This window comes from Bifidobacterium sp. UTCIF-1 (assembly GCF_006408915.1).
Classification (GTDB): domain Bacteria; phylum Actinomycetota; class Actinomycetes; order Actinomycetales; family Bifidobacteriaceae; genus Bifidobacterium; species Bifidobacterium reuteri.
The window spans coordinates 130,784-155,062 of sequence record NZ_JFAG01000002.1 but is presented as its reverse complement, the minus strand read 5'-3'; the positions used below and the strand labels follow the sequence as shown (position 1 = coordinate 155,062).

Below are 24,279 nucleotides of genomic sequence, written 5' to 3'. Positions count from 1 at the left end.
TTTGTCATACTGCCACTGTATCGGGCTTATTGGGGGAAGCTGTGGAGACTGCGGGAAACGCGCTGGAAGTTGCCGGTGCGTTGGTCAGATGCGGTGGTCCGGTTCGTTGGCCCGGTAATGGAGCGGCTCAGGTGAACGCACCGGAAACCCGATGATCGGCGGTGTGACGCCGTCTGCATGATTGTCGACACAACCGCCGGCGCGACTGTCGTGTCGACAATCATGTCATTGCTGATGCTCGCGGCAGGTCTGTCCCAGACCTCGGGACAGGCGGATCGGATCGAGGATCTCGTCGAGCTGCTCCGCAGGCAGATCGGTGCGCTCGCCGGCCACCTCGCGGACCGTGCGGCCGGTGCGTACGGCTTCGGCCGCTATGTCCGCGGCCTTCTCGTATCCGATGTAATGGTTGAGCGCGGCGGCGATGGATGGCGAGGATTGCGCATAGTCGCGGCCGATTTCCGTATGGATTTCGATGCCCTCCACGCAGTTGGTGCGGAAGATGGTCATGGCGTTGGTGAGCAGCTTCATACCGGTGAGCAGCTCATGCACCATCAGCGGGTCGAAGGCGTTGAGCTGCAGCTGGCCTTCAGCCACGGCCCAGTTCACGGTCACATCCATGCCGAAGATGGAGAAGCAGCACTGGTTCACGCATTCGGGAATCACCGGGTTCACCTTGGCCGGCATGATTGACGAGCCGGCCTGACGGGCCGGTACGTTGAGGTCGTTGAATCCGCAGCGGGGGCCGGAGTTCAGCAGTCGCAGGTCGTCGGCGGCCTTCTTCAGGTGCACGGCAAGGCTCTTCACGGCGGCTGATGTGGCCACATAGGCGCCCATATCGGTCATGGCGGCCACCGGATCGGGTGCCGCGGTAATGGGAAGGCCGGTGATGTTGGCCAGATGCGTGGTGGCGGATTGACGGAACCGCAGGTCGGCGCAGATACCGGTGCCGATGGCGGTGGCGCCGAGGTTCAACTGCGCGAGCAGGGGCACTACGCGGTCGAAGGCCGCCAGATCGGACTTCAGCAGGGTGGCGAAGGCATGGAATTCCTGGCCGTAGGTCATCGGCACGGCATCCTGAAGCTGCGTACGGCCGATGGTCACGTCGTTGATGTGCTTGTCCGCCAGATCATGGAAGGCCTTGGCCAGTTTCTTCGTGGCTTCGGCCAGCGGCCCTATCGCGTCGATGAGCGCGAGCTTGCATGCCGCCGGATAGGTGTCGTTGGTGGATTGGGATTCGTTGACGTCGTCATTGGGGTGGATATAGGCGTAATCGCCGCGTTGGTGGCCGGCGATCTCCAGCGCCCGGTTGGCGATGACCTCGTTCATGTTCATGTTGGCGGACGTGCCGGCACCGCCCTGCATCACATCCACCGGGAACTGGTCGGCCAGTTTGCCGAGTTCGATCTCATGGCATGCCTGGCGGATGGCTTCGGCCTTATCGTGGTCGATGAGGCCGAGCTCCTCGTTCGCGATGGCGCATGCGCGCTTGACGGTAGCATAGGCGCGAATCAGCTCCGGGTGCTGGCCATCCGTGATGCCGGAGACCGGAAAATTGCTGATGGCGCGCTGGGTGTGGATGCCCCAGTAGACATCGCTGGGGACCTCCAATGTGCCGATGCAGTCATGCTCCACACGTGTGGTCGTTTGGGTGCCATGCGGGAATGCGGTCTGTTCGCTCATAATCACCATCTTTCCGTGTCGGACGTTGAAACGCCAGCATTGTCGGCGATTGCGCCTTGTGAGAAACCTCTCATGCCCATGCCGGCTGCGGCCTGTTTGTTGTGCGGCGCGCACTGTGGCGGTATTCCGTGGGCGGGTTCTGCGGGGCTGTTCGCACGTCTGTCTCCTCGTGCTGATCGAGGAGACAACGGACAAGTCACATGTGGGATGTAAAGATGCGCCGCCAGTACGTGAGCATGTCCTCGCGGCTCATAGCCAGATAGATGCCCATGGCCAGGACTGCCACATCTTCCTTGAGCAGGTCCCTGAGCTCGATGGTGTCGCTGAGCTCAGGCCAGCGATGCAGCACGGACAGCAGCCCTCCCACCGAGAAGTCGACCATGAGGTCGGTTTTCAAATCAAGGTCGGTGGGGTCCTTCTGCAGCATGTTGACGATCTGCAGACGGGTGAAATCACGCAGGGATTCGGCGAGCTCGACTGTGCTATGCGGGCCTGCGATCAGCGCCAGCCGGTCGAGACGACGGCGCTGCTCGGGGTGGGAGAGGATCCAGGTGATGCGTTCCCTCCATTGGTCTGTGGGATCGCCGTCCGGGTCAGGGCGCTGATTGATTGGTATGGATTCCACCTGATGCATGATGGCGGCATCGGCCAGCTCATGCAGGCTGGCGAAATGGTAGTAGAAGGAATTGCGGTTCACGCCGGCCTCACGCACGATGTCGGTGACGGTGATCTTGCGGTAGTCGCGATTGGCGAGCAGCTCCCAGAACGCGTTCTCAAGACGGTCGCGGGCGGGAAGCACTTCGGAACTCAGGCGTGGACGTGGCATGATGCCCCTCTTTCGCGTACGTGATCGGCGGAACCGGTCCGGTCATGCCGATCACCCTGTTCGTACTATCTTATTGGTGAGTTTATTATACAGAGTAACCAATTTGAACTGGCGATTTGATGCCGAGCGGATAGTGGTTTTGGCGTTTGCCGTTCCTGACCGGTTACTTGCTGCTGGGCGACGCCGATGGCGGCTCGTCAGCGGCCGTTCCTCCGTCGGCATGGGCCTCCGATATGGATTCTGGGGCCGCGTCACTGTCGTCGGCGGTACGGGAGGTCGCCGCCTTCCCCTTGGCTTTCGTGGTGGACGCTCTGAGCAGAATGGCCACGGCTTCCGTCAGATGCCGCCGGTCCTCGGGAGTGAGTCCCACATATGCGCCCAGCATGGAGGGGATGGACGCAGGAAGGTGGCTCATCAGGTCCCCTAGCCGTGTGGCGCCATTGGCATGCAGGACTCGGAACAAGGCGTCCACGGCACGTTCGCGCTGTTCGGGCGTCAGGTCGGTCACCCATTGATTGAGCTGCTCGTTGAACCACTGCGAACCGGTGCTGATATCGGGCTCAGTGACGAACCGGTCGCCGTCGACCCGCCAGGTATACGCGGAATGCTGCATGATGCCGTCCGAATCCGAAGACACCACACGGCATGGTTCCGGAGTCTCGAAGATCATGCCCACAATAGAGGAGCTGGGCACGATCTTCGTCACCTTGGGCTGCACGGCGAGATACGCGGGACTGTTCACAATCTCGCGGGGGAACCCCGGGCCGTCCAGAGAATAGATGTGCCGTATGCGGCGCTGTACCTTCTGTGTGGCGTTCATCGCCGCATAGATCGCCAGATTGCCGCCCTTGGAGTGTCCGGTCAGCACGATGGGCCCCTGCCAGAGTCGGGCCACCGTGTCCAGGTAGGCGCTCGCCGCGCGTTGCGCCGGCACGGGGTATTGGAAGGACATGTTGAAATCCTCCTTCCACCCGATGAATGAATCATCGGTGCCTCGGAAAGAGATGACCAGCGTGCCTTTATGTGTGCGGTGCCGTCTGCTTGGGCCATCCGGCAATTGGAATGTCGCGGCCGCGAACTGCGTCTGTTCGCCGCGGTTGACGTGTTCGGCCACAGCGCCCAGACGAATGTTGCGGAATCGCGGAGAGCCTGCGCACACCTGGAATAGCGTATGCGTCAGGCTGGGGTCGATGACCGCCACCACCTGCGGTTCGTGGGGCTTGTCGTCATCGCCGGATGACAACGAATGATGCAGTTTCTCGTTCGCTTCCGCGAGGCTTACCGATTCCAGCGGCGGGTGCCAGAGATTGCGGAACCAAATCAGCGGATGCTCCGGCTCGAATGCCCGCAGTCGGCCGGCGAACGAACTGTCCGAGGCATGTGGCTGGTTTTCGTCCAGCATCAGGGCGGGCCCGATGTTGGCCACGTCCTCATAGACCAGCGTGGCCAGGATGAGCGCGTCCACCTCGTTGAACGGCAGCTCGTCGAACGGGCGCATCTCATCGCGTGCATAGTCAATGATGTTCGCCATAGCCGCGTCCCTCCCTGCGCACAGCCGGGCTCGGAAGGCCCGGCTCTTGGCATGATTGTACGAGACTCTGGCGGACGGCTTTCCGACGGTGCTCCCACGGCGAACACATGGGAGCCATTGTTCATCACTTCAGCCGGAAATGATGGATTACGACCTGTGTGGCGGGGTGGTCAATCAATCCAAGTGCCGTAGAGCGAGATGAATGATTCCGCAGTGAAGCGCACATCGTGCACGTTCGCGCCAAGCGCCAGATCGCCCACGCGCTCATAGATGGGGATCTGGAGGTATTCGTCGGCAAGATACTGCTGGAGTTCCTTGTAGATGCTTTCGCGCTTGGCGGAGTCGAGCTCCTTGATGCCCGCGCTGAACAGTGCATCCAGTTTGGCGCGCTGCTCAGCGTTGGCGATGTTCCAGCGGGCGTACTTGTTGCCGGTCCCGTCTTTGACATTGAGCAGGTTGTCGATCGCGGACGGGTCGCTGCGCGTATAGCTCCAAAGCATTGACAGGTCGTATTCGCCGGTCTTTTCCTTGTTCACCGAATCCGACCATGTGCTGATCTCGATCTGCAGGTCGGCTCCCACCTGACGCAGCTGATCGACCAGAAGATCCTGTCCGGGGTTCTTGACGAAATCCAACAGGACAAGTGTCAGTTTCCTGCCGTCCTTGTACCGATAGCTGTCCTCGCCCAGCTTCCAGCCCGCCTTGTCAAGTAGGTCGTTCGCCCTGTCCACGTCATACTTGATCGCATCGGGAGTGGCTTGGAACATTGGGGTGGACGAGCCCAGGATGCCTTTGACCACCGGATAATCCTGACGGTACACCGTGTGCGCGTAGGCGGCGCGGTCGAGTGCCAGGGAGACGGCTTCGCGGACGTCCTTGTCGGACAATGGACGGCTTTCGTCTCGCACATTCGGATAGATGTCGTACGAGGTGCCGGGGATTGCTCGAGATTGGATAGTGCCTCCTGCGGCCTTGATCTGTGCGGCCTCGTTTTCGTAGATCTCCCCTTCCGCCGCCTGCCAGATGGCGTCAATCTGGCCGCCGGCAAGGCTGCCGGTGCGCACGGACTGCTCGGGGATGTATGAGACCTCGATGCCCTCCAGATAGGCGTCGCCCTTACTGCGCGTCTCGAACGGCGAAGGCGAGTTATATCCCTCACGGCGGGCCAGGGTGGTCTTGCTGCTGATATCCCATTGGGTGAGCGTGAACGGTCCGGTGCCATACAGGTTCTTGCCGTGGCAGCGTTCCTGAGGGGTCTGCTTGAGCGATTCCGGAGCCAGCAGACCGAGCGTGGTGGTGGATGTGGCTTGCAGGAAGGCGGCGTTGGGCTGGCTGAAGGTGAACGTCACCGTGTCATCATCCACCTTGGTGACTGATTCCAGGCCGGTGATGTAGGTGATGGGGCCTATGCCGCTGTTCGCCTCATCGAGGAACGCGTTGAAGTTCGCGACCACCGCATCGGCGTTGAACGGCTCGCCATTGGAGAACGTGATGCCATGCTTGAGATTGAACGTGTAGGTCTTGCCGTCGTTGCCCACCGTCCAGTCGGATGCGAGCCACGGCTTGATTTCGCCGGTCTCGGGATCCTGGTCGGTCAACGACTCGGCGAATTGGCGCACCAGCGATCGGGTGGGCGTCCATGCCGCTTGGGACGGGTCGATGCAGTTGAGGATTTCGGTCGGCTCTGCGATGCGCAATATGCCGCCCGAGTGCGGCGCGCCGTTGCTGCTCGTCGTGCCGTTGTCTCCTGCGCTGCCGGCCGCGCCGCAACCCGAAAGCGCCAAAGTGCCTGCGAGCGCCAGCGCGGCCAACCTGCGTGTCGATGAGATGCGTGATCCCATGATTTCCCCTTCTCTATTTCCCCTGTGTTATGCAACGGTTGACATTCCCCCAAACGTGAACCGTTGTGTGCCACAGTACAGGACGGAAGGGTGGTACACACGCCTTTGCCTATAGGTGTTGGTTATGGGTGATTATCCGGCGGTGTCCAGGTCGAATCGGCTGAGATCCACGCCTTCGTGTTCCAGCAGTTCCGCCTTGATATCGAGTCTGCCGCCATAGCCGCCGAAGTGCCGCCTGGCTCCCACTACACGGTGGCATGGCACGATGATGGTGATGGGATTGCGTTTCACTGCACCGCCCACGGCCTGCGCGGCCATCCGGCCGCCGCCTCTCCGCTCCGCAAGTTCCGCGGCGAGCTCGCCGTAGCTCACGGTTTCCCCATAGGGGATTTCCGCCACCAGATCCCATACTTCATGCTGGAATGGCGTGCCATGAGGGTTGAGCAGGGGTGCGGCGCCGATTTTCGGGTGTTCGCCTGCGAAATAGGCTTCGAGCCATTCCCGAGTTTGGCGGAACACTTCAGCGGTGCCGGAATCGGCGTCGCTGGTGTCGGCATTACCGACGTCGGTGTCGTCGTCATTGTCGGTGTCGTCGGCATCGAGTCCTTGGGACGCTCCGGAAGCGGCCCACCACCAATCTTCGAGGCATAGCTCGGTCAGGGTCTCGCCGTCCGAGGCCATCCTCATGCGGCCAATCGGTGTTTCGACCGTGGCTCGCACTATCGGGCGTCGTGCGTGTTCATTCATGGACATCATTATCCGTCCGCTCGCCGAATGCTGCCATTAGCTTGAAGATTTGGGGCTATCTGCCTTCAATGTAGTGGATTCACGGTGTTGCGGCTTAATGTACCTCATTGAAGGCAGATGCCCGTACCGAATGCGTGAATGATTCGGCACGGGCATCCACATAGGAAGAAAGGTGCATGGCTGAATGCGTCGATCGACTTACTCCTCGACGAACTTCAGGAAGGCGTCGGCTTCGGCGGCGAGCTTGGCCTTGTCTTCGTCGGTCAGACCCAGCTTGCCGGTGCCCCAGGCTTCAGGAGCCAGAGCGAATCCGGCCTGCTCGTCCACAGGCAGCAGCTCGGCCTTGTTGAAGCCCAACACCTCGTTGAGCTTCGCGCGGGTGCCGGCGCCGGCGGACTGGCCTGCTACAGAGGAGATGGCGACCTTCTTGCCGGCCAGCACGGAAGCGGATTCCGCCGGGAACGGCTCCAGCGGGCGGGACAGCCAGTCGAGCAGGTTCTTCAGCACGCCCGGGTAGCTGTAGTTGTACTCGGGGGAGAAGATCCACACGCCATCGGCTTCGACGACGGCCTTGCGGGCGGCGTCGACGGCGGCCGGCGGGTTCGGGAACTCGACGTCCTGGTCGAAGAACGGGACGTCGGTGTAATCGAGGAACTCGACTTCGGCGCGGTCGCCGATCAGGGTCTTGGCCTCATCGGCGAGCTGGTGGTTGAAGCCGTTCTTGTGCAGGCTGCCGACCACGAACAGAAGCTTGGTCATGATGTACTCCTTGGCTGTAGGGCTGCATGGATGCTCGCGGCTGGGCGGTCGGAGCCATGCAGTTTCGATACTTTTTATTGCCATGCCCCATTGTGCGCCCGCGTGCCTGACAATCCCTTCGCGCTGGGCGAAGGCGCGGGAAGGGCATGTGCGGGATGCGTGTGCGAGCGTGGTGTGCGGGAGGCGCAGAAGTGGACTGATGCCATATGTGAGCAACGGCGAAAAGCGCGGAATCATGCGGAGACACGCGGGAATGTGCATTTTTCCGATAAATGGCGTATCTTATTCACCTGTTGCTTCATACAGCAGCATTGCGGACATAGCTTAGTTGGTAAAGCGCAACCTTGCCAAGGTTGAGACCGCGGGTTCGAGTCCCGTTGTCCGCTCTCTGAAGGCTGGTTCAGCCTGATGAACTGACCCGGGCGGTTGGCGCAGAGGTAGCGCACTTCCCTGACACGGAAGGGGTCACAAGTTCGAATCTTGTATCGCCCACTCGCATGAGACCGGCAGACGGCTGCCGGTTTTCTTATGCCAATCGGGCGATTGGCGCAGCGGCTAGCGCACTTCGTTCACACCGAAGGGGTCGTAGGTTCGATTCCTACATCGCCCACCCGATGCATCCCGCCAGTTTGGCGGGATTTTTTTGTTTTCCGGTTTTACAGGCCGCGCTGCTTGAGCCCTGCCACGATCTGTACATAGAATTCGCGCACATCGAACCCGGGGATGTTCTCCCTGTCGAGGTCGATCATGTCGGCGTGCGAGATGCCGCGCGTGCCATTCGGCTCCAGCCATGTGAACCGTTCGCCCCATGGGAATGAGGGCTGGGCCACCAGACCATCATTCGGGCCGTCGAACCACTTGACCAGCGGATAGGTGAAGTTCAACGGGAACTTGCCGGTGGTGGCGTGGGCCAGTTTGGAGCCGACGCTCTGGCATACGATGCCCGCGAACGGGTCAGCGGCGGCGACCCCAGCAGTGTTGCCTGATGTGCCATTCGATGTGCCGTTGGCTGTGCCGGTTGCCATGCCTCCCACAGCAACGCTGGCGGCAGCGCCCGCAGCGCAGTTGAGTTCGTTCCAATCGCCGATTTCGGCGTTGAGTCTGGCACAGCCGGCTTGGGTGAGATCATGCACAGCGGCCATGAAATCCGGCTGCGTATCACCGAGCCGGGCCGCCGCGGCGTTGTAAGCCGATTCGACCTGTTTCTGGGCGGCGAGGGGAATCTTCTCCAACAGGTAATCCGCGAACCCGCATCCGCGGTGCGGGGTGTTGATGGTGGTCAGCGATGCCACGTATGGCGCGGCACCGCACCGGGCGATGGCGTAACGCATGTCCAATCCGCCCTTGGAATGGGCGATGACGTTCACCTTGCCGCATCCGGTGGTCTCGACGATGCTGCGGATGCGTTCGGTCAGCTCATGTGCCGAATCTGGCACCGAAGCGGCCGACTGGTGCTCTCCGTAATAGATGACGGCTCCGTTACGTTGCAGTTCGGCGGGCACGCGTCCCCAATAATTCAGCACTTTGGTGTCGCGGAAGAATACGCCGTGTACCAGCAGTACGGGGTATCGCGTGGCGCAGATGCGCTGGGCGGCGCGTGAACGGTCGAGTCGATCCTTGGCGGATTCGAACCGCACTTCGTCGCCGACTGTGCGGATGATCAGATGCAGCGCGATGAGATTCGCTACGGGAATCCATCCGCAGAGGATACCGATTACGCGGATCTTGAGCCCCAACTGCACGGATGTGACGTACACGGTGATGATGCCGATCCAGAACACCAGCGATTCGACGATGACCGTCACGGCCACCGAGGCCGCCCACGTGGGCCATGCGTCGGCCCAGGGTGCTGGCCAGTCTGCGGCGAGTATCGTGAACAGTGATGCGCCGAGCAGGAGGGTTGCGGCCAGACTCGTCCACCAGAATATCGTAAGCATGATCACGCCGAATCGGCATGCGGCAATGCGAGGATTCATATGCCCTATCATATGTCCGCGTCGCCGCCGGATAGGGTGGCTGCTAGCTACAAATCTGGGCGACGGTTGTTGTGATTCCGATGCTTGATACGGGCGATGGATGCCGCTTTGGGCTGTGTCAGGCTAAGGTGATGGCTATGGCTGCGTTTTCCGATGTGATTTTCGATTTCTGCGATGTATTGGTTGACTGGGAGCCGCGCGTGACGCTGACCGGACAGGTGCCGGAACCGGTGATCGATCGATTGTTCGACCATGACGACCCGTATGGATTCTGGCATTACGATGAATTGTCCGACTTGGGGTGGAGCGAGGAGCGGGTACTCGCGGATTATGCCGCCCACCATGGGGTGGCCGGGTTCGTCGACACTTCGATGGCTGATATGGCTGATGCTGCCGATATGGCTGATATTGCTGATATTGCCGATACTGTCGATGCGGTGGCTGCTGGGGAAGCTGCGCCCATTGCGGCGAATCAGGCTGCATATGAGGCATTCCGGCTGTATTTCGCCCGGCAGCGACTGGCGTTGGTCGGCATGCTGCCCGGCATGCCCGAACTGTTGCGCGACCTGCACGCCGCAGGTGTACGTTGCTGGGGTCTGACCAATTTCACGGTGAAATACGTGGACGCGGCGCGCGAGCTGTTCCCTGAACTCACCCTGCTGAAGGATGTGGTGGTCTCCAGTGCGGAGCGCATCCACAAACCCGACCCGGAGATCTTCCGGCGTGCCATCGCCCGTTTTGGCGTGGATCCCGCACATACGGCATTCGTGGACGACAAGCCGTGGAACGCCGAGGCCGGTACCGCAGCCGGACTGCACGGCATCCGTTTCACTGATGCCGGCTCCTTGCGCGTCAGACTGCTTCCTTGACGCGGAGCGCTCACTTGGCGGAGATGGCCGATGGATTTGCCGGTTGCTTCCTAGCAATCGCGCCCACCCTGCGGATGATGCGTGATGTGGCCGCGTAGCGTTGCGGCCTGGGCCGGTGCCGGGCCGCAATCGCCGGCTTATGGCAGTTGAGCCGACGTATCCTCCTCGCGAGGATGGGTCTTCCTCCACCAACGCTGCACGAAGTAGGCGCCGTAGCACAGCACGATGAACACCAGTTCCGCGCCCAGTGCGAACCGCTGCTCCTTGTCGAAGAACACCAGCAGGAACGAAGCGGTGCACAGGATGAACGCGCCCCACGAAGTATAGGGGTAGCCGGGCGTGCGGTATTTCAGCTCATCAACCTGATGCCCGGATGCGGCCCAACGCTTGCGGAACACGATCTGGCAGTAGGCGATGGCGATCCAGACCACTACGGCGGACAGGCCGGAGAGCGCCACCAGCACCAGATACACGGTGGACGCTGCCACCACCGAAGACAGCAACGCCAACAACCCGCCGGCCATGGCCGCGCACAGGGCCAGCAACGGCACGCCATGACGGGTGGTCTTGGCGAACCAGCGCGGGATCATGCCTTCATGCCCCATCGACCACACCATGCGCGTGGAGGCGTACAGTCCGGAATTCGAGGCGGACAGCACGGCCGTGAGCACCACGAAGTTCATGATATCGGCCGCATATGGGATGCCGATGGAGCTGAACACGAGCACGAACGGGCTTTCACCCACGCCGGCCTGACGCCATGGGATCAGCGCGCACATCACCACGATAGAGCCGATGAAGAACAGCACCAGACGCCACAGGGTGGTGTGGATGGCCTTCGGCACGGCGGTTTCCGGGTCACGCGTCTCGCCGGCTGTCACGCCGATGAGCTCGGTGCCGGAGAAGGCGAAGTTGACGGTCAGGATCGTGGCGAATACCGGCATGAAGCCGTTCGGGAAGATGCCGTCCTTGACGAGGTTGCCGAACAGCGGGGCGTGCGTGTATCCCTTCATCGGGATTACGCCGAAAATCGCCAGCAGGCCGATTACGATGAACGCGCAGATGGCGAATACCTTGATGGACGCGAACCAGAACTCGGCCTCGGCGAAGAACCGCACCGACAACGCATTTAAGGTGAAGATGAGCACGATGCATGCCGCCGACCACATCCATGTGGGCGTATCGGGGAACCAGCGTTGCATGAGCAGACCGGCGGCCGTGAATTCGGAGCCCAGCGCCACCGTCCATGTCATCCAATACTGGATGGCGATGACGAACCCGGTGCCTGGTCCGATGAACCGCTCCGCATACACATGGAAGGAACCGGTCACCGGCATGGCCACCGAAAGCTCGCCGAGCGTGAGCATGACCAGGTACACGATGACCGCGCCGATGGCATACGCCAGGATGGTGCCGATGGGACCCGCCTGCTGGATGGTGTAGCCGGAACTCAGGAACAGACCGGTGCCGATGACGCCACCGAGCGAGATCATCTGCAGATGGCGTGATTCCATGCCCCGCTTGAGATTCGTGTGCAACGCATGCTTGGTATGGTCTATGCCGCCGCTGGTCTCGTCCGATGATGCATGTGCCGTCGCCTCGACTGACGTATCGGAAACGGGCGGCTGCGACTGTGCGGCTGTATCGGATTCGGTCTGACTCATGCTGCTCTCTTTGACGTGTGTTCCTGCCATGGCTGGCGCGCAGGGATGAATCGGCAAAGAAGACGCCCCGCCGCGCCCAGAACAGTATACGCGTGCGCAGCGCAGCCATAAGCCGTGAGTCGGCATATGGCGCAGACCGCTAGTTGCCTGCGCCGGCAGTTCGATACTATTTGTTGGCTCCCCTTGTCAGGGGAGCTGGCCCGCGAAGCGGGACTGAGGGGTAGTGAATACGTCAGCGCAGTTCTGGCGGAAGACCACTAGGCGCGGTGGGCGAGATTCAGCTCGATGGCCAGACGATAGTAGTCGATAAGCCGGTCGACCATGTTCGGCCAGGTGCGCCCCTGCACGGCGGCGAGTCCGTTGGACCCCATCAGCCGGCGCAACGGCTCGTCCTCGACGAGTCGCGTTACGCATTCGCGCAGATTGTCCTCATCATTGGGACGGTACAGCAATCCGGTCACATTGGTGTCGACCAGGTCAATCGGTCCGCCGCTGGCCGGGGCGATGACCGGCAGCCCGGATGCCATGGCCTCCTGAATGGTCTGCCCGAACGTCTCCTCATTGCCGGTGTGCACGAAGATGTCCAATGCGGCATAGGCGTCGGCGAGGTCGTCGCCATGAAGCATGCCGGTGAATACTGCATGAGGCAGTTGCTCATGCAGTATTTCCTCCATCGGGCCGCCGCCGACCACGACCAGTTGGATATTCAGGTCGGCCAGTGCCGCAAGCTGTTCCACCTGCTTTTCGGGGGCGAGACGCCCCACGTAACCGACCACCGGCATGGTGCCGTCATGGCTCCATGCGCGATGCAGTTCGGCGGCATGACCACCCGCAGCGCGCGTGGGGGTGAACAAATCGGAATCCACGCCACGGCCCCATAGGCGGATCAGTGAGGGGTCCACGCCGAACGATTCCAGCCTCTGCCGCGCTTGGTCGGTGGGCGCGAGGGTGAGCGTAGCCATGTTGTGCATCTGCGCGATGCGCTTGGCTACGATATCCTCTGCCTTCTCGCCGGCGGCCTTGCTTACTTTGCGCAGCCATCCGGTGTGGTGCGGCGCTATGCCGTCCGTCACACCGTCCACCGCCTGACGGGCGAATCGGCGCGCGTACTGCGCCACATCGGTCTGGTAGATGGCCACGGTGGGCACGCCGAGCTCCTCGCCGGCGATGAGCGCCGCATGGCCCAGCTTGGAGATCGGTGCCGCCACGTGGATGATGTCCGGCTTGGGGGCGTCCTCGATGGATTGGATGATCGGGGTTTTCGGCGAAATGGCCACATTGAACTTCTGAATCGGCACGGTCGGCACCGCGTCCACAGGGTAGCCGGCGTATTCTCCGCTTTCTGGTGCGGGCTGAGGCGCGATCACGCGGGCGGAGAACCCGTGTTCGGCAAACCGGTCGAGAATATGCTTGACGCTGCCGGAAACGCCGTTGGTCTGCTCCAATGACGATTCGCTGACGATCAGCACATTGAGCTTGCGCCGTTGGAAGCCCGATGTGCTGCCGTCGCTCTGATTGTCCGGGATGGATGAGTCATCCGATTGTTGCTTCGTTGCATCGTTCACGATGATATTCGCCTGTCGATTCTGAAGTATGTGCTGTGGATGGTTGATGATGACGGTCAGGCCGTCGCTGCCGACGATGCCGTGACCTTGGTCGGATCCTTCTGCAGGGTCAGGAACACGAGGGCCACGACCAGCAGGATGGCGATGGACAGCACGCCGATCGAGGCGTTGCCGGTCAGCGACGTGGTGGTGGCCACGAGGAAGGTGCCCAGGATCGAGGCGGTCTTGCCGAAGATATCGTAGAAGCCGTAGTACTCGTTGGCGTGGTCCTTCGGAATGATCTTGCCGTAGTACGAACGGGACAGCGCCTGGATGCCGCCTTGGAACATGCCCACCAGAATCGCGAGAATCCAGAATTCAAGCGCGGCTTTCAGGAAGAACGTGGCGAAGAACACGATGCCCATATAGGCGATGACGGCCACGGTGATCATCGGCTTGCAGCCGAAACGGCCGGCCAGACGGCCATACAGGATCGCGCAGGGGAAGGCCACGAACTGCGTGACCAGCAGGGCCACCACCAGCTGGGTCGAGTCGATGCCCAGCTGCGTGCCGTACGAGGTGCTCATCGAAATCACCGTGTTCACGGCATCGATGTAGAAGAAGAAGGCGACCATGAACATCCAGAGCGGCTTGTTCTTCACGATTTTGCCGAACGTCGATCCCAGTTCGGTGAAGGTGCCGCGGATCGCTTCGGCGGTGTGTTCGCGGGTGGCGCGGAAGTGCTCCTGACGGTAGCTCGTGATCAGCGGGATCGTGAACGCCACCCACCATATGGCCGTGATGATAAACGAGGCGCGCGTGCAGGCCACGGTCGACCAATCGAACACGGCGGGTCCGCCGAAGATCAGCGCGATGCACACGATGAACGGGATGGTGGAGCCGACATACCCCCAGCCATAGCCGTGCGAGGACACTTTGTCCATGCGGTCGTTGGTGGTGGTGTCGATGAGCATCGAATCATAGAAGGTCAACGAGCCGTTCAGACCTATGGTGGCCAGTACATAGACGATGAGGAACGGCAGCCATGTCAGCGGCAGTGCCATCGCGCAGCACATCACCGCGCCGGTGCCGAAGAATCCGAGGAAGAACTTGATCTTCATGCCCTGCACGTCGGCGATGGAGCCGAGCAGTGGCATCAGGAGCGCTATGACCAGCGAGGCGATGGTCTGCGCGTATCCCAAGGCGGACACGATGTTGCCGTCCGCAGGCATCAGCGATTTCGCGTAGATCGGAATCACGGCGGTGGACAGCAGCACGAATGCGGAATTGCCGACATCGTAGACGATCCACTTCTTCTCACGGGCGGACAGTTTGCCGGTTGCCGGCGATGACGTGGTGCTGGCTGCGCTCATGCTTACGCTCCTTGGGATTTACACAACTGAATCAATCGTAGAAGCGATGCATATACGCCGAGTGCCGTTTAAGTTGAACGGAATGTGAACAAACATGCCGGAGTCCGCGTCAGACTTCACCGCTGGGGTGTGTCCGACGCGGACTCCATGTCCGGCATTCGCTGAAGGGCGTTGGGGAGGTGAGGCGGGCGTTGCTACTTCTTGAGCAGCGTCATGGCCTCATCGTATTCGGGGCACTGCGGGATGCCGTTTACGCTGCGGGAGATGGCGATGGACGTTGCGGCGTTGGCGATGTTCACCGCTTCGGGGAGACCGTGCCCTCTGGCCAGCATCGCGCACATCACGCCCGTGTGGCATCCGCCTGCCGAACGGGTATGTACTGCTTTGGTCGGGAATCCGGGAATATGCGTGGTGTCGCCGCCGGGCATGCGCACCCATGCCCCCAGCGAACCGACGCGTACCACCAGCGGCGCACGCAGTGTCGCGCCGAGTCCATCGCAGAGCTGATGCATGAAGTCGTCCAGTCCGCCGCCGATGGTGACTTTGCTGTCGTCGATCGGGGCGCCCAGGCGTTCGGCCAATGTCATGGCCTCCTGGCGGTTGCAGGACCAGATGGGTCGCGCGAGCACCAGATCCTCGAGCATATGGTCGTTGACCAGACGCAACGTGTTGGTCGGGTTGATGACCAGCGCATAGTCACGTGTGGACGGGTCGGTGCCCGCCTTGAGCAGGAAGCCGTCCACGCCGGTCGCCGTGTGGTCCATCAGCGTATTGCCGCTGATGTGGACGACGTCATGTTCCTGTGGCTCAAGCATCGAGAAGGTATCGGTGCCGCCGTGTGCCTCGGCGCCATAGGAGGCGATGAAGGTCTTCTGGGGCGCTCCCGAGTTGAGCACCACGCGGAATCCGGAATCTTCGTCCAGCCGATCCTGGCCGATGTGGGTGATGCCGTTGTCCTGGAACGACTGCCGGATGAAGTTGGCCCACAGGCCGTTGCCGAGGATGCCGGCATGCTCGGCCTGTACCCCCATGCGGCTGACTGCTTCGAGCACACGGTAGCTGCCGCCGATCGACGGCTTGGGGTGGTCGGCCACGGCGAAGCCGCCTTGTGCCGGTACTTCGTCCACATTCATCATGATGTCCACCCAGATCTGCCCCAGGGAGATCACACTCGGCCGGTGCGTGCCGATTCCTCGTCTCAAATCCAACATGACAGCCTCCTTTGTCGCGCATGGAAACACTCAGAGCTTCTTCGCTCCCGACGTCTCCTAAGGAAATTATATGGGAGCACATCGGAATCGGAATGGACAAACCGCCGTTCGTTATTGGATAAGACCTGAGAAACAGCGGTGCATCAGGGGTATTTCAGTGGCGCATCGGGGTCATGGGTCGAGGTGACAGACAAGGTTCACAGCACGGCGAGCGTGAAATCGATGAGCAGTTTGACCCCGTACAGCGTGATGACCCAGCCGCATGCACGGTTGAGCAGGGTGAGGATCTTCGGGCTGAACTTGTGGGCGAACGTATTGACGAGAAGCGTCACGCCGAAGAACCACAGCACGGAGGCGGTTTCGACGCCTGTGATGAATGGTGTGGTCTGCTGTGCGTTGAGGGTGGCCGCGAACGCTCCGAGCATCAAGGTGCCGTCGATGATGGCCTGCGGGTTGAACCAGGTGACGGCGCATGCGGTGCCGATGGTGCGGAGCAGTCCGCGGGCGCCGAGATGCCGATTGGGAATCCGTGTGGTGACGGCGCTGGATTGAGTTTCGCTGCCGCCGGCTGCCATATGCGCTGCCGACTCGGATTGATTGGCGGGGGACTGGCCCTTGCGGGGCAGCGCCAATCCCAGTCCTATCCGGATTACCGCCAGTCCGCCCAGCCCGAGCACGATATGCTCCAGCCAGGGGTGCGATTGCATCAGCGCCCCGATGCCGAAGAAACAGGACAGCGACAGTGCCACATCGAAGAAGACCACGATGAGCGCGGTGATGAGGGCGTTGCGTCGGGTGCGGGTCAGCGCTGAGTTGATGACGAACAGGTTCTGCATGCCAATCGGTGCGATGTAGGCGAATCCCATCGTCAATCCCTGAAGGTACAGACCCATTGCCGGCTTCCTTTCTGCTGTCGCCTGTGTGGTGCGCGCGTTGCGCATTCCTGCGTGCGCCGTTCGGCCCTTGTGCCCCTGTGTATCGCCAGTGATTTGGTTGGGTGACATATGTCTGTCAGTACCAGCCAAACTGCATTGGCTTCACCGTAGGTATCGAAGGTGACGCACTATCATTTCCCGGAATTGCAGTGCTGTCGTCTTATGTTAGATAATCGTGTACTGTTGGCAACCAGCCAAGAGCGGATATCACTACCCAACCAAATATGCGCTGTTGGCCAGAGTATTGCATCGGCCGGCGCGATGGCGGGATATATATGTGGGCGGGGGCCATCGCCGAGCCGAGATGGGCTGAGATAGAGGAGGTGCCGTATGGCGCGCATCGCACCACTGCACATCGATTGGAAGCCGGATCGGTCTGCCGATTGCCCAGTCACCGGGCAGATCGTCGATTTCATGTGCAGTCGCATCGCCTCCGGCGCATGGCCCATCGGCGCCCGTCTGCCCAGCCAACGTGCACTGTCGGAGGCGTTCGGCGTGAACCGGTCCACCGTCATCGCGGCCATCGAGGAGCTCGCCGACTACGGTGTCGTCGAGGGGCGGCATGGCGCGGGCACGCGCATCGTCAGCAACACCTGGTCGCTGATGCTCTCCGGCGCGCCTGACTGGGCGGATTATGTCTCTTCCGGGTTCTTCAAGGCGAACAACGATACGATTCAGGCCATCAACCGCTTTGAATTCGATCCCACGAAGACGAGATTGGGCACAGGCGAGCTCGACCCGCGACTGTTCCCGCGGGATATGTGGCGGCGTGTGGCGCACGAGGCCGCCGAGGAGATCGATGCGCTCGGCTATCCGCCGCCCGAGGGGCTGGATGTATTGCGCGAGGCTATAGCCGGGCACATGCACGAGTGGGGTATCGACTGCCGCCCTGAACAGGTGCTCATCTCGTCCGGGGCGTTGCAGGGGCTGCAGATGATTTCGGTGAGCCTGTTGTCGTCCGGCTCCACGGTGCTGGCAGAGGCGCCAAGTTACATCAAATCCCTGCAGGTGTTCCAGTCGGCGGGCATGAGGCTCGCCGGGGTGCCGATGGACGGACAGGGGCTGGATGTGGCGTCACTGCCCGGGGTGCTGCGTTCGGTGGGTGCGTCCGGTCTTGCGGCCCCTGCCCGGTCTTCCGACCCCGGTGGCGGCGCGGTGCTGTACACCATCCCCACCAACCACAATCCTACGGGCGTCACCATGCCGCTGGAGAGGAGACGGGCGCTGGTCGATGCATGCGTGGAGGACCGGCTGCCGGTCATCGAGGACTGCGCGTATCAGGATCTGGTGTTCGACGGCGATGTCCCTCCATCGCTGAAGGCATGCGATGAGACGGGTATGGTAATCACCGTGGGCAGCGCGTCGAAGGCGCTGGCGCCGGGCCTGCGCATCGGGTGGATCGTGGCCGACGAGCGCATCGTGCACCGGCTCGCCGACGTCAAGATGCAGATGGATTACGGTGCCGGCACCCTGAACCAGTGGGTGTTCGCGCGATTCCTCACATCGGGGATGTACGCCGAGTATCTGGAGACGTTGCGCGTGGCGCTGCGTCGGCGTCGTGATGCGGCCCTGGAAACGCTGGACAGGCTTTTCGCCGGCCGCGCCCATTGGAATATGCCAGTCGGGGGCTTCTACATCTGGCTGTCCTTCGACGAGCCTGTTCGCATGACGAGGCTGTTCCAGCGGGCGCTCGATCACGGCGTGCTGCTCAATCCCGGCGACATCTATGACTTTGCGGGCGACAACGCGCTGCGCCTGAGCTATGCATACACCACGCCCGAGGAGTTCGCCCATGCCGCCGGTGTGGTGGCGTCATTGCTGTGACGGCGTATGGGGTGGGGTGACAGGCACGGCATGATACGCGCATAAGTTGCGATTGTCGGTATTGAGCTGTATATTTGTGAAGTTGTGTGTTCGGCATGTCGGGTAACACCGCCGGTTGGACACGGAAAAGACTTGAAACATCAAGGTTTAAAGGGAGTCCATCATGGCAGCTCGTTGCGCAGTGTGCGGTAAGGGTCCGCAGACCGGTTACACCGTATCTCATTCGCATCGTCGTACCAAGCGTACCTTCCGCCCGAACCTCCAGTCTGTGCGCACCACCATCGACGGCGAGAACACTCGCCTGCGCGTGTGCGGCAAGTGCCTCAAGGCCGGCAAGGTTCAGCGCGTGGTCGCGTGAATCAGGTATTGACGTCTGCAAAACCCGCTTGAGCTTCGGCTCGGCGGGTTTTGTTTTTATAGAATAAGCAGCTATGGGCATTACTTTGGACACTGCATTGGCATCGCTGGTCGCCAACAAGCGCCGTGTGTCCGCGCTCAAGTCACTGGGTGTCACCACTGTGGGCGACGCTCTCACTTATTATCCCTTCCGCGTCACCGATCCGGTACGCCTGAGCACCATCCGCGAAGCGCAGATCGGCCAGCAGATGGCGTTCGTCGCCTCGGTACGCGATGTCCGCGTGGTGCCGGGCCGCACGTTCCGCGTCATCGCCACGGTTGATGACGCGGATTTCGCCAGAGCCCGCAACATGCCTGGTGGCACAGCGCAGCTCACGTTCTTCGGCGGGAGGAAGAACTACATCGATTGGGTGAGCATGCGGTTGAAATCCAGCCCGACACTGGTGGTTTCCGGCGTGCCCAGCGAGTACATGGGCCAGCTCCAGTTCACGCATCCGGATGTCATGACGGTCGCCCCGTCTTCGCCGGCCGCCAATGGGACCGGCGTATCGGGAGGCGCGGCTGCAGGGTCGCCGGTGCCATCGTCGCTGAAGTACGATGCCGATTCCCTGGACGACGCCATACTGCGCGTCACCCGTCCGCGCCCGGTCTACCATGCCAATTCGCGTATCTCGTCCGAACACATCCATGAGACGATACTGAACCTCCTGTGGATGATGGGTGCGCGCACCTCCACCCAACCCGGTGGGGCGGCTGGCGCCTCTGTTGCGGCTGCTGCGGCATTGGTACCGCCCAGTACGGAAAGCATCGCCGTCCAGTCAGGTGAGGGGGAAGTCTCCCCGGTCGATTCGTCTGCCGGGAATCCGTCCGCCGGGAATCTACCGGTGGATGACAGATTGTCCTACGCCATTCCCGACATCCTGCCCGAGCAGGTGCGCGCGGCTCGGGGGCTGTTGCACCGGGCCGAGGCGTTTCTTGCCATTCATGATCCCGATTCCCGCTCGCGGTTCAACAGCGCCATTGAGACCCTGCGTTACGAAGAGGCCTTCGTCTCGCAGATCTCGTTGCTCAAGGCGCGCCAGCATGCGCACAGGTCGAACGCGCATGCCTGCAAGCTTGATGCCGGTTCGACTGATGCCGCACCGGCCGATGCCAGTTCGACCGGTGCCACCGTACAAAAAGAACAGAAAGACATGTCCCGGAACTCGTCGCATGACGGGTCTCACGGCAATCTGCGCGACCGGTTCATCGCATCATTGCCGTTCTCGCTCACGGCCGGTCAGCGCCAGGTCATCGATGACATCGCCAACGATCTCTCCCGCGACTGTCCGATGCAGCGACTGCTGCAGGGCGAGGTGGGGTCCGGCAAAACCGTGGTGGCGCTCGCGGCCATGCTGCAAGCAGTCGGCGCCGGCTATCAGACGGTGCTTGTGGCTCCCACCCAGGTGCTAGCCGAACAGCATTATGAGACGATCGTCACGATGCTGGCGCGATTGGACGAAACCAATGTGCGCAGTGATTCGAGCGGCGAGTCGGATACTACGGCGCTCACGGCGTCCGTTTCCTCCGCGAGCCCAGCAATCCCTGTCACACTGCTGACCGGAGGCATGAAACTGGCCGCCCGCCGTAAGGCGCTGGCCGCGTCGGCGAGCGGTGTGCCCGGTATCATCGTGGCCACGCATGCAGCCTTTTCCAAGACGTTCCAGGCCCCGCGTCTGGCGTTGGTGGTGATCGACGAGCAGCATCGCTTCGGCGTGGAGCAGCGCGAAAGCCTCAATGCCAAAACCGATGACGGCACCACGCCGCATCTGCTGGTCATGACCGCGACGCCGATTCCGCGCACCGCCGCCATGACATGGTTTGGTGATTTGGACATCTCATGGCTTACCGAGCTGCCGGGCGGTCGCAAGCCGATTCGCACGGTGGTGGTCAACGAAGCGGACGTCCCCACGATGGTCCGTATGTTCCAGCACATCCGCCAGCGCATCGACGCGGGGGAGCGCGCGTATATCGTCTGTCCCCGCATCGACGCGGACGACGAGTCCGGTGAAGCGTCCGCCGAACGCAACAGGGCGGCCGAAGACAACGGTCGCCGCTCAGCCTCCCACGTACGCGGCGGGTCCCGGAAGGCCGAATCGGTCGGCATCGACGACCCGTACGAGACCTACGACGAGAACGGGGAGACCGTCGCCCGCCCGCCGTTGCATTCGGTGGAGGAGATATCAGGACGGCTGCAGAAGCTGCCGCAATTCGACGGCGTCAGGTTCGCCACGCTGACCGGACGGGACAAGGATGACGTCAAGACCCAGGTCATGGCTGATTTCGCGGCCGGGGAAACGCCGGTGCTGGTGTCCACCACGGTGATCGAAGTCGGAGTGGATGTGAAGCAGGCCAGCTGCATCGTGATCTTCGACGCCGACCGATATGGCCTGTCCCAGCTGCATCAGTTGCGCGGACGCGTGGGCCGAGGCGGCACGAATTCGTGGGCGTTCCTGATTTCGCGAGCCGAACCGGGGTCGATTGCCGAGCAACGGCTGGAAGTCATCCATCATTCTCTGGATGGCGCCGAAATCGCGCAGGCCGATCTCGAGTTCCGCGGTGCCGGCGATGTGCTGGGCGACGCGCAGTCCGGCGGCAAGTCGAGCCTCAAACTGCTGCGCGTGGTCAAGGACGCCGACATGATCGCCGACGCCCGCTCGCGCGCGGAACAGATCCTCGCCGACGACCCGGAGCTGACGGACGACGTGCAGCTCGCCGGTGCCGTACTCGACTTCACCCGCGGCAACGAAACCTTCCTGACCTCCAGCTGAGACCGTAACGCGCCAGTTTACGCAGGCTCGCTACGGTGTGTCCATTGTCGGTCCGGCAAGGCTTACTGCTGCAAGGAGAGATGATGGGCGAGAACATGCGCGATGTGCTGTTTCTGGTCGTGCTGTTCGCGGCGAACGTGATTCAGGCGATCACTGGATTCGCGGGCACTGTGCTCGCGATGCCGTTCTCGATGCTGCTGCTTGGAACCGATACCGCCAAAGTGGTGTTGAATCTGACCACGCTGCTGGCATGCCTGTGGCTGGGCGTGCAGCATCGTGCGCATATTCGGTGGCGCATTCTTGGCGAGATGGTGGGACTGATGGCCATCGGCATGGCTGCTGGCGTGGGGTTGTATGCGGTGCTGCCTCTGACGCCCCTGCAGAAGGCCTACGGCGTGTTCATCATCGTAATCGCGTTGAAGAATCTGATATGGCCGTCGCATGGCGAGCCGCCGCACTGGCTGCTCGTCATCATCGTACTGCTGGCAGGTGTAATCCATGGCATGTTCATCTCCGGTGGTGCGTTGCTGGTCATCTACGCTGCGGTGAGGCTCAAGGACAAAGACGAATTCCGTGCCACCATGGCTTGCGTCTGGGTGGCGCTCAATTCGGTGCTGGCCGTGCAGCAGGGGGTTGCCGGCGTACTGACTCCGCATGCACTGGTGCTTACGGCGGTGTCGATTCCGCCGTTGGTCGTGGCGATCGTCTTCGGCAACCGCCTCCAGAAGCATGTGAGCCAACAGGCGTTCCTGAAACTCACTTATGTGCTGCTGGTGGTTTCCGGCGCATCGATCGTGCTGTAGGTCGATTGCACCATAGGCAAGGACAAGGAGCAGGCGAATGACCGTTCGTTTGAAGGAATTGGTGGAGCAGACCGCCGACCAGAACATGGTGCTGGTGGCGGGCCGAGGTGGGCTTGACCGGCCGGTGCGATGGGTGCATATGGTCGAAAACGAGGAGATCGCCGGCTTCCTCGAAGGTCAGGAGATTGCGTTTACCACCGGTATCGGTCTGGAGACACAGGAGGACCTGTATCCGTTGGTCAAAAGCGCCTACGCCTCTGGAGCCACAGGTGTGGTGGTGAACATCGGCCCGTTCATCCATCAGATCAGCCCGGAAACCATACGGTTCTGCGACGAGCATGACTTTCCGCTATTCAAAGTGCCATGGAGCGTGCACATGGCACAGATCATGCACAGCTTCAGTTTAGCCATCACGATGAGCGAGAAGCACAGCATGGAGTTGGCCGCGGCGCTGGAGAACGCCATCTTCCATCCCGATCGCGAGGAGATGTATCTCGAATATCTGGAACAATCCGGTTTTGCCAAGGACTGGAACTATTGCGTGACCGTGTTCAGCGCGTGCGCCGATACTGCAATGATGATGCCGGCTGAGCCGATGGATGACGGCACCTCGGCGGTGGGGGCGGCGACTGCATCCGTCGCCGGGAATGAACCGGGAATCCACCTCGTCCACGGACATCACGACGCCGAGCGTGTAGCCTTGTACAGTCGTGACATTGAATCGTTGATTACGCGCAATCAATGGCGTGTGGCTGTGGTGCACATCGAAGGACGGCTGGTGTTGGTGTTCGCCAGATATACTGCCGAACAGGTCGAGATGATGGTGCGCGAGATGATTGCCGCGATTCGTAGTCAGGGCACGACACTCGAACGTACATACATCGGCGTGGGCAAGGTGACCAAGTCAGCCCGATGCATCGGCAAAAGCTACAATCAGGCATTGAAACTCGAGCGGTTGCAGCATCTGCGTGGTCGTGCGGGCGAGGTTGCCCTCTACGATAATTCCGGCATCGACAAGCTGCTGCTTGCCGTCTCGGACCATGCGATCCTGGAGGACTATTATCACGACAGCATCGGCCCGCTCGTGGAATACGACCGTGTGAACGGCACTGATCTGACCGAGACGCTGCGTGTGTATTTCCAGTTCTCCGGTTCGGTCAAGGAGACCGCCGCCAGCATGTTCGTGCATCGCAACACCGTAAGCTACAAACTCAACAAAATCGAAGACATTCTGGGCGTGAGCCTGTCCGACTTCCGCACGCGCGAATTCCTCTCGGTGGGGCTGCAGGTACGCGAGGTCCTCGACTGCTAGTCAACTGTGCAGGATGCAATCGCAGATGATTGTGCTGGAGCACAATCATCTTTAGGTTCTGCGATATGGAACCATGAATCATTCGCTCGTAGACTGCAAAGCAATCAAGGAATCCACAAGGATTCCAAGCAGTCGTCAAGCAGCAAATAGCAATCATGTGATGCGGCACATCGCGAAACCGTTGTTTCGATTGTGTATCGTGCACATCTCTGTTTCG

The 24,279-nt window shown here is 61.4% G+C and carries 18 protein-coding genes and 3 tRNA genes; 9 read left to right on the top strand and 12 right to left on the bottom strand.

The genetic code is table 11. From position 1 onward, the window contains the following. Positions 1-225: 225 nt before the first annotated feature. The 6 genes from BW09_RS01680 to BW09_RS01655 form a co-directional block, all read right to left on the bottom strand. The gene (locus tag BW09_RS01680; protein WP_044089431.1) at positions 226-1,680 is read right to left on the bottom strand and encodes an aspartate ammonia-lyase; all 1,455 of its coding nucleotides are present in this window, start codon (positions 1,678-1,680) and stop codon (positions 226-228) included. Between the two features lie 196 nt (positions 1,681-1,876). Continuing rightward, positions 1,877-2,506, bottom strand: coding sequence for a TetR/AcrR family transcriptional regulator (locus tag BW09_RS01675; RefSeq protein ID WP_140462828.1), 630 nt, complete (start codon positions 2,504-2,506; stop codon positions 1,877-1,879). 163 nt (positions 2,507-2,669) lie between these two features. Then, a complete protein-coding gene (locus BW09_RS01670; protein WP_140462827.1) occupies positions 2,670-4,037 on the bottom strand; it encodes a DUF2974 domain-containing protein in 1,368 nt (455 codons plus the stop codon). Between the two features lie 170 nt (positions 4,038-4,207). Next, on the bottom strand, positions 4,208-5,878 hold the full coding sequence (locus BW09_RS01665) for an ABC transporter substrate-binding protein (protein WP_140462826.1): 1,671 nt from the start codon (positions 5,876-5,878) through the stop codon (positions 4,208-4,210). A gap of 132 nt (positions 5,879-6,010) precedes the next feature. Next, positions 6,011-6,625: a methylated-DNA--[protein]-cysteine S-methyltransferase gene (locus BW09_RS01660; RefSeq protein ID WP_375137534.1), complete on the bottom strand. Its 615-nt coding sequence runs from the start codon at positions 6,623-6,625 to the stop codon at positions 6,011-6,013. Between the two features lie 198 nt (positions 6,626-6,823). Further along, positions 6,824-7,384: an NADPH-dependent FMN reductase gene (locus BW09_RS01655; protein WP_044090691.1), complete on the bottom strand. Its 561-nt coding sequence runs from the start codon at positions 7,382-7,384 to the stop codon at positions 6,824-6,826. 313 nt (positions 7,385-7,697) lie between these two features. Between BW09_RS01655 and BW09_RS01650 the strand changes: the two genes are divergently transcribed. From BW09_RS01650 to BW09_RS01640, 3 genes are all read left to right on the top strand, one after another. Next, positions 7,698-7,770 (top strand) — tRNA-Gly (locus tag BW09_RS01650). A gap of 34 nt (positions 7,771-7,804) precedes the next feature. Then, positions 7,805-7,876 (top strand) — tRNA-Val (locus BW09_RS01645). 45 nt (positions 7,877-7,921) lie between these two features. After that, positions 7,922-7,994 (top strand) — tRNA-Val (locus tag BW09_RS01640). A gap of 46 nt (positions 7,995-8,040) precedes the next feature. Here the strand turns inward: BW09_RS01640 and BW09_RS01635 are convergent. Continuing rightward, positions 8,041-9,360 carry a triacylglycerol lipase gene (locus tag BW09_RS01635; RefSeq protein ID WP_258184925.1) on the bottom strand — a complete coding sequence of 440 codons (1,320 nt, stop codon included), beginning with the start codon at positions 9,358-9,360 and terminating at the stop codon, positions 8,041-8,043. Positions 9,361-9,497: 137 nt separating this feature from the next. Here BW09_RS01635 and BW09_RS01630 point away from each other — a divergent pair, with 137 nt between their 5' ends. After that, positions 9,498-10,229 carry an HAD-IA family hydrolase gene (locus BW09_RS01630; RefSeq protein ID WP_181161727.1) on the top strand — a complete coding sequence of 244 codons (732 nt, stop codon included), beginning with the start codon at positions 9,498-9,500 and terminating at the stop codon, positions 10,227-10,229. Positions 10,230-10,366: 137 nt separating this feature from the next. On the opposite strand, the gene BW09_RS01625 is transcribed toward BW09_RS01630, so the two are convergent. From BW09_RS01625 to BW09_RS01605, 5 genes are all read right to left on the bottom strand, one after another. Continuing rightward, positions 10,367-11,893 carry an amino acid permease gene (locus BW09_RS01625; protein ID WP_140462824.1) on the bottom strand — a complete coding sequence of 509 codons (1,527 nt, stop codon included), beginning with the start codon at positions 11,891-11,893 and terminating at the stop codon, positions 10,367-10,369. Positions 11,894-12,150: 257 nt separating this feature from the next. Then, positions 12,151-13,458, bottom strand: a complete 1,308-nt coding sequence (locus BW09_RS01620; protein WP_140462823.1) for a glycosyltransferase family 1 protein — start codon at positions 13,456-13,458, stop codon at positions 12,151-12,153. 56 nt (positions 13,459-13,514) lie between these two features. Beyond that, complete coding sequence (locus tag BW09_RS01615) at positions 13,515-14,810, bottom strand: MFS transporter (protein ID WP_140462822.1); 1,296 nt, start codon at positions 14,808-14,810, stop codon at positions 13,515-13,517. 194 nt (positions 14,811-15,004) lie between these two features. After that, positions 15,005-16,021, bottom strand: coding sequence for a PfkB family carbohydrate kinase (locus BW09_RS01610; protein ID WP_044089193.1), 1,017 nt, complete (start codon positions 16,019-16,021; stop codon positions 15,005-15,007). Positions 16,022-16,218: 197 nt separating this feature from the next. Beyond that, positions 16,219-16,914 carry a LysE/ArgO family amino acid transporter gene (locus tag BW09_RS01605; RefSeq protein ID WP_140462821.1) on the bottom strand — a complete coding sequence of 232 codons (696 nt, stop codon included), beginning with the start codon at positions 16,912-16,914 and terminating at the stop codon, positions 16,219-16,221. A gap of 372 nt (positions 16,915-17,286) precedes the next feature. On the opposite strand from BW09_RS01605, the gene BW09_RS01600 reads away from it, so the two are divergent. The 5 genes from BW09_RS01600 (at position 17,287) to BW09_RS01580 (ending at position 24,062) form a co-directional block, all read left to right on the top strand. Next, positions 17,287-18,780 carry a PLP-dependent aminotransferase family protein gene (locus BW09_RS01600; protein ID WP_140462820.1) on the top strand — a complete coding sequence of 498 codons (1,494 nt, stop codon included), beginning with the start codon at positions 17,287-17,289 and terminating at the stop codon, positions 18,778-18,780. 163 nt (positions 18,781-18,943) lie between these two features. Continuing rightward, a complete protein-coding gene (gene rpmB / locus BW09_RS01595; RefSeq protein WP_044089189.1) occupies positions 18,944-19,138 on the top strand; it encodes a 50S ribosomal protein L28 in 195 nt (64 codons plus the stop codon). A gap of 73 nt (positions 19,139-19,211) precedes the next feature. Then, positions 19,212-21,947, top strand: coding sequence for an ATP-dependent DNA helicase RecG (locus tag BW09_RS01590; RefSeq protein WP_140462819.1), 2,736 nt, complete (start codon positions 19,212-19,214; stop codon positions 21,945-21,947). Between the two features lie 80 nt (positions 21,948-22,027). Beyond that, complete coding sequence (locus tag BW09_RS01585; protein WP_081886462.1) at positions 22,028-22,750, top strand: sulfite exporter TauE/SafE family protein; 723 nt, start codon at positions 22,028-22,030, stop codon at positions 22,748-22,750. Between the two features lie 37 nt (positions 22,751-22,787). Next, positions 22,788-24,062 (top strand): PucR family transcriptional regulator, encoded by a 1,275-nt coding sequence (locus BW09_RS01580; RefSeq protein ID WP_044089186.1) that lies wholly within the window; start codon positions 22,788-22,790, stop codon positions 24,060-24,062. The last annotated feature ends 217 nt before the right edge of the window (positions 24,063-24,279 follow it).

What these genes read in the sequence shown, in the direction of transcription:
- BW09_RS01680 (WP_044089431.1), bottom strand. Translation starts at nt 1,680, where the DNA reads ATGAGCGAACAGACCGCATTCCCGCATGGCACCCAAACGACCACACGT.
- BW09_RS01675 (WP_140462828.1), bottom strand. Translation starts at nt 2,506, where the DNA reads ATGCCACGTCCACGCCTGAGTTCCGAAGTGCTTCCCGCCCGCGACCGT.
- BW09_RS01670 (WP_140462827.1), bottom strand. Translation starts at nt 4,037, where the DNA reads ATGGCGAACATCATTGACTATGCACGCGATGAGATGCGCCCGTTCGAC.
- BW09_RS01665 (WP_140462826.1), bottom strand. Translation starts at nt 5,878, where the DNA reads ATGGGATCACGCATCTCATCGACACGCAGGTTGGCCGCGCTGGCGCTC.
- BW09_RS01660 (WP_375137534.1), bottom strand. Translation starts at nt 6,625, where the DNA reads ATGAATGAACACGCACGACGCCCGATAGTGCGAGCCACGGTCGAAACA.
- BW09_RS01655 (WP_044090691.1), bottom strand. Translation starts at nt 7,384, where the DNA reads ATGACCAAGCTTCTGTTCGTGGTCGGCAGCCTGCACAAGAACGGCTTC.
- BW09_RS01635 (WP_258184925.1), bottom strand. Translation starts at nt 9,360, where the DNA reads ATGAATCCTCGCATTGCCGCATGCCGATTCGGCGTGATCATGCTTACG.
- BW09_RS01630 (WP_181161727.1), top strand. Translation starts at nt 9,498, where the DNA reads ATGGCTGCGTTTTCCGATGTGATTTTCGATTTCTGCGATGTATTGGTT.
- BW09_RS01625 (WP_140462824.1), bottom strand. Translation starts at nt 11,893, where the DNA reads ATGAGTCAGACCGAATCCGATACAGCCGCACAGTCGCAGCCGCCCGTT.
- BW09_RS01615 (WP_140462822.1), bottom strand. Translation starts at nt 14,810, where the DNA reads ATGAGCGCAGCCAGCACCACGTCATCGCCGGCAACCGGCAAACTGTCC.
- BW09_RS01610 (WP_044089193.1), bottom strand. Translation starts at nt 16,021, where the DNA reads ATGTTGGATTTGAGACGAGGAATCGGCACGCACCGGCCGAGTGTGATC.
- BW09_RS01605 (WP_140462821.1), bottom strand. Translation starts at nt 16,914, where the DNA reads ATGGGTCTGTACCTTCAGGGATTGACGATGGGATTCGCCTACATCGCA.
- BW09_RS01600 (WP_140462820.1), top strand. Translation starts at nt 17,287, where the DNA reads ATGGCGCGCATCGCACCACTGCACATCGATTGGAAGCCGGATCGGTCT.
- rpmB (WP_044089189.1), top strand. Translation starts at nt 18,944, where the DNA reads ATGGCAGCTCGTTGCGCAGTGTGCGGTAAGGGTCCGCAGACCGGTTAC.
- BW09_RS01590 (WP_140462819.1), top strand. Translation starts at nt 19,212, where the DNA reads ATGGGCATTACTTTGGACACTGCATTGGCATCGCTGGTCGCCAACAAG.
- BW09_RS01585 (WP_081886462.1), top strand. Translation starts at nt 22,028, where the DNA reads ATGATGGGCGAGAACATGCGCGATGTGCTGTTTCTGGTCGTGCTGTTC.
- BW09_RS01580 (WP_044089186.1), top strand. Translation starts at nt 22,788, where the DNA reads ATGACCGTTCGTTTGAAGGAATTGGTGGAGCAGACCGCCGACCAGAAC.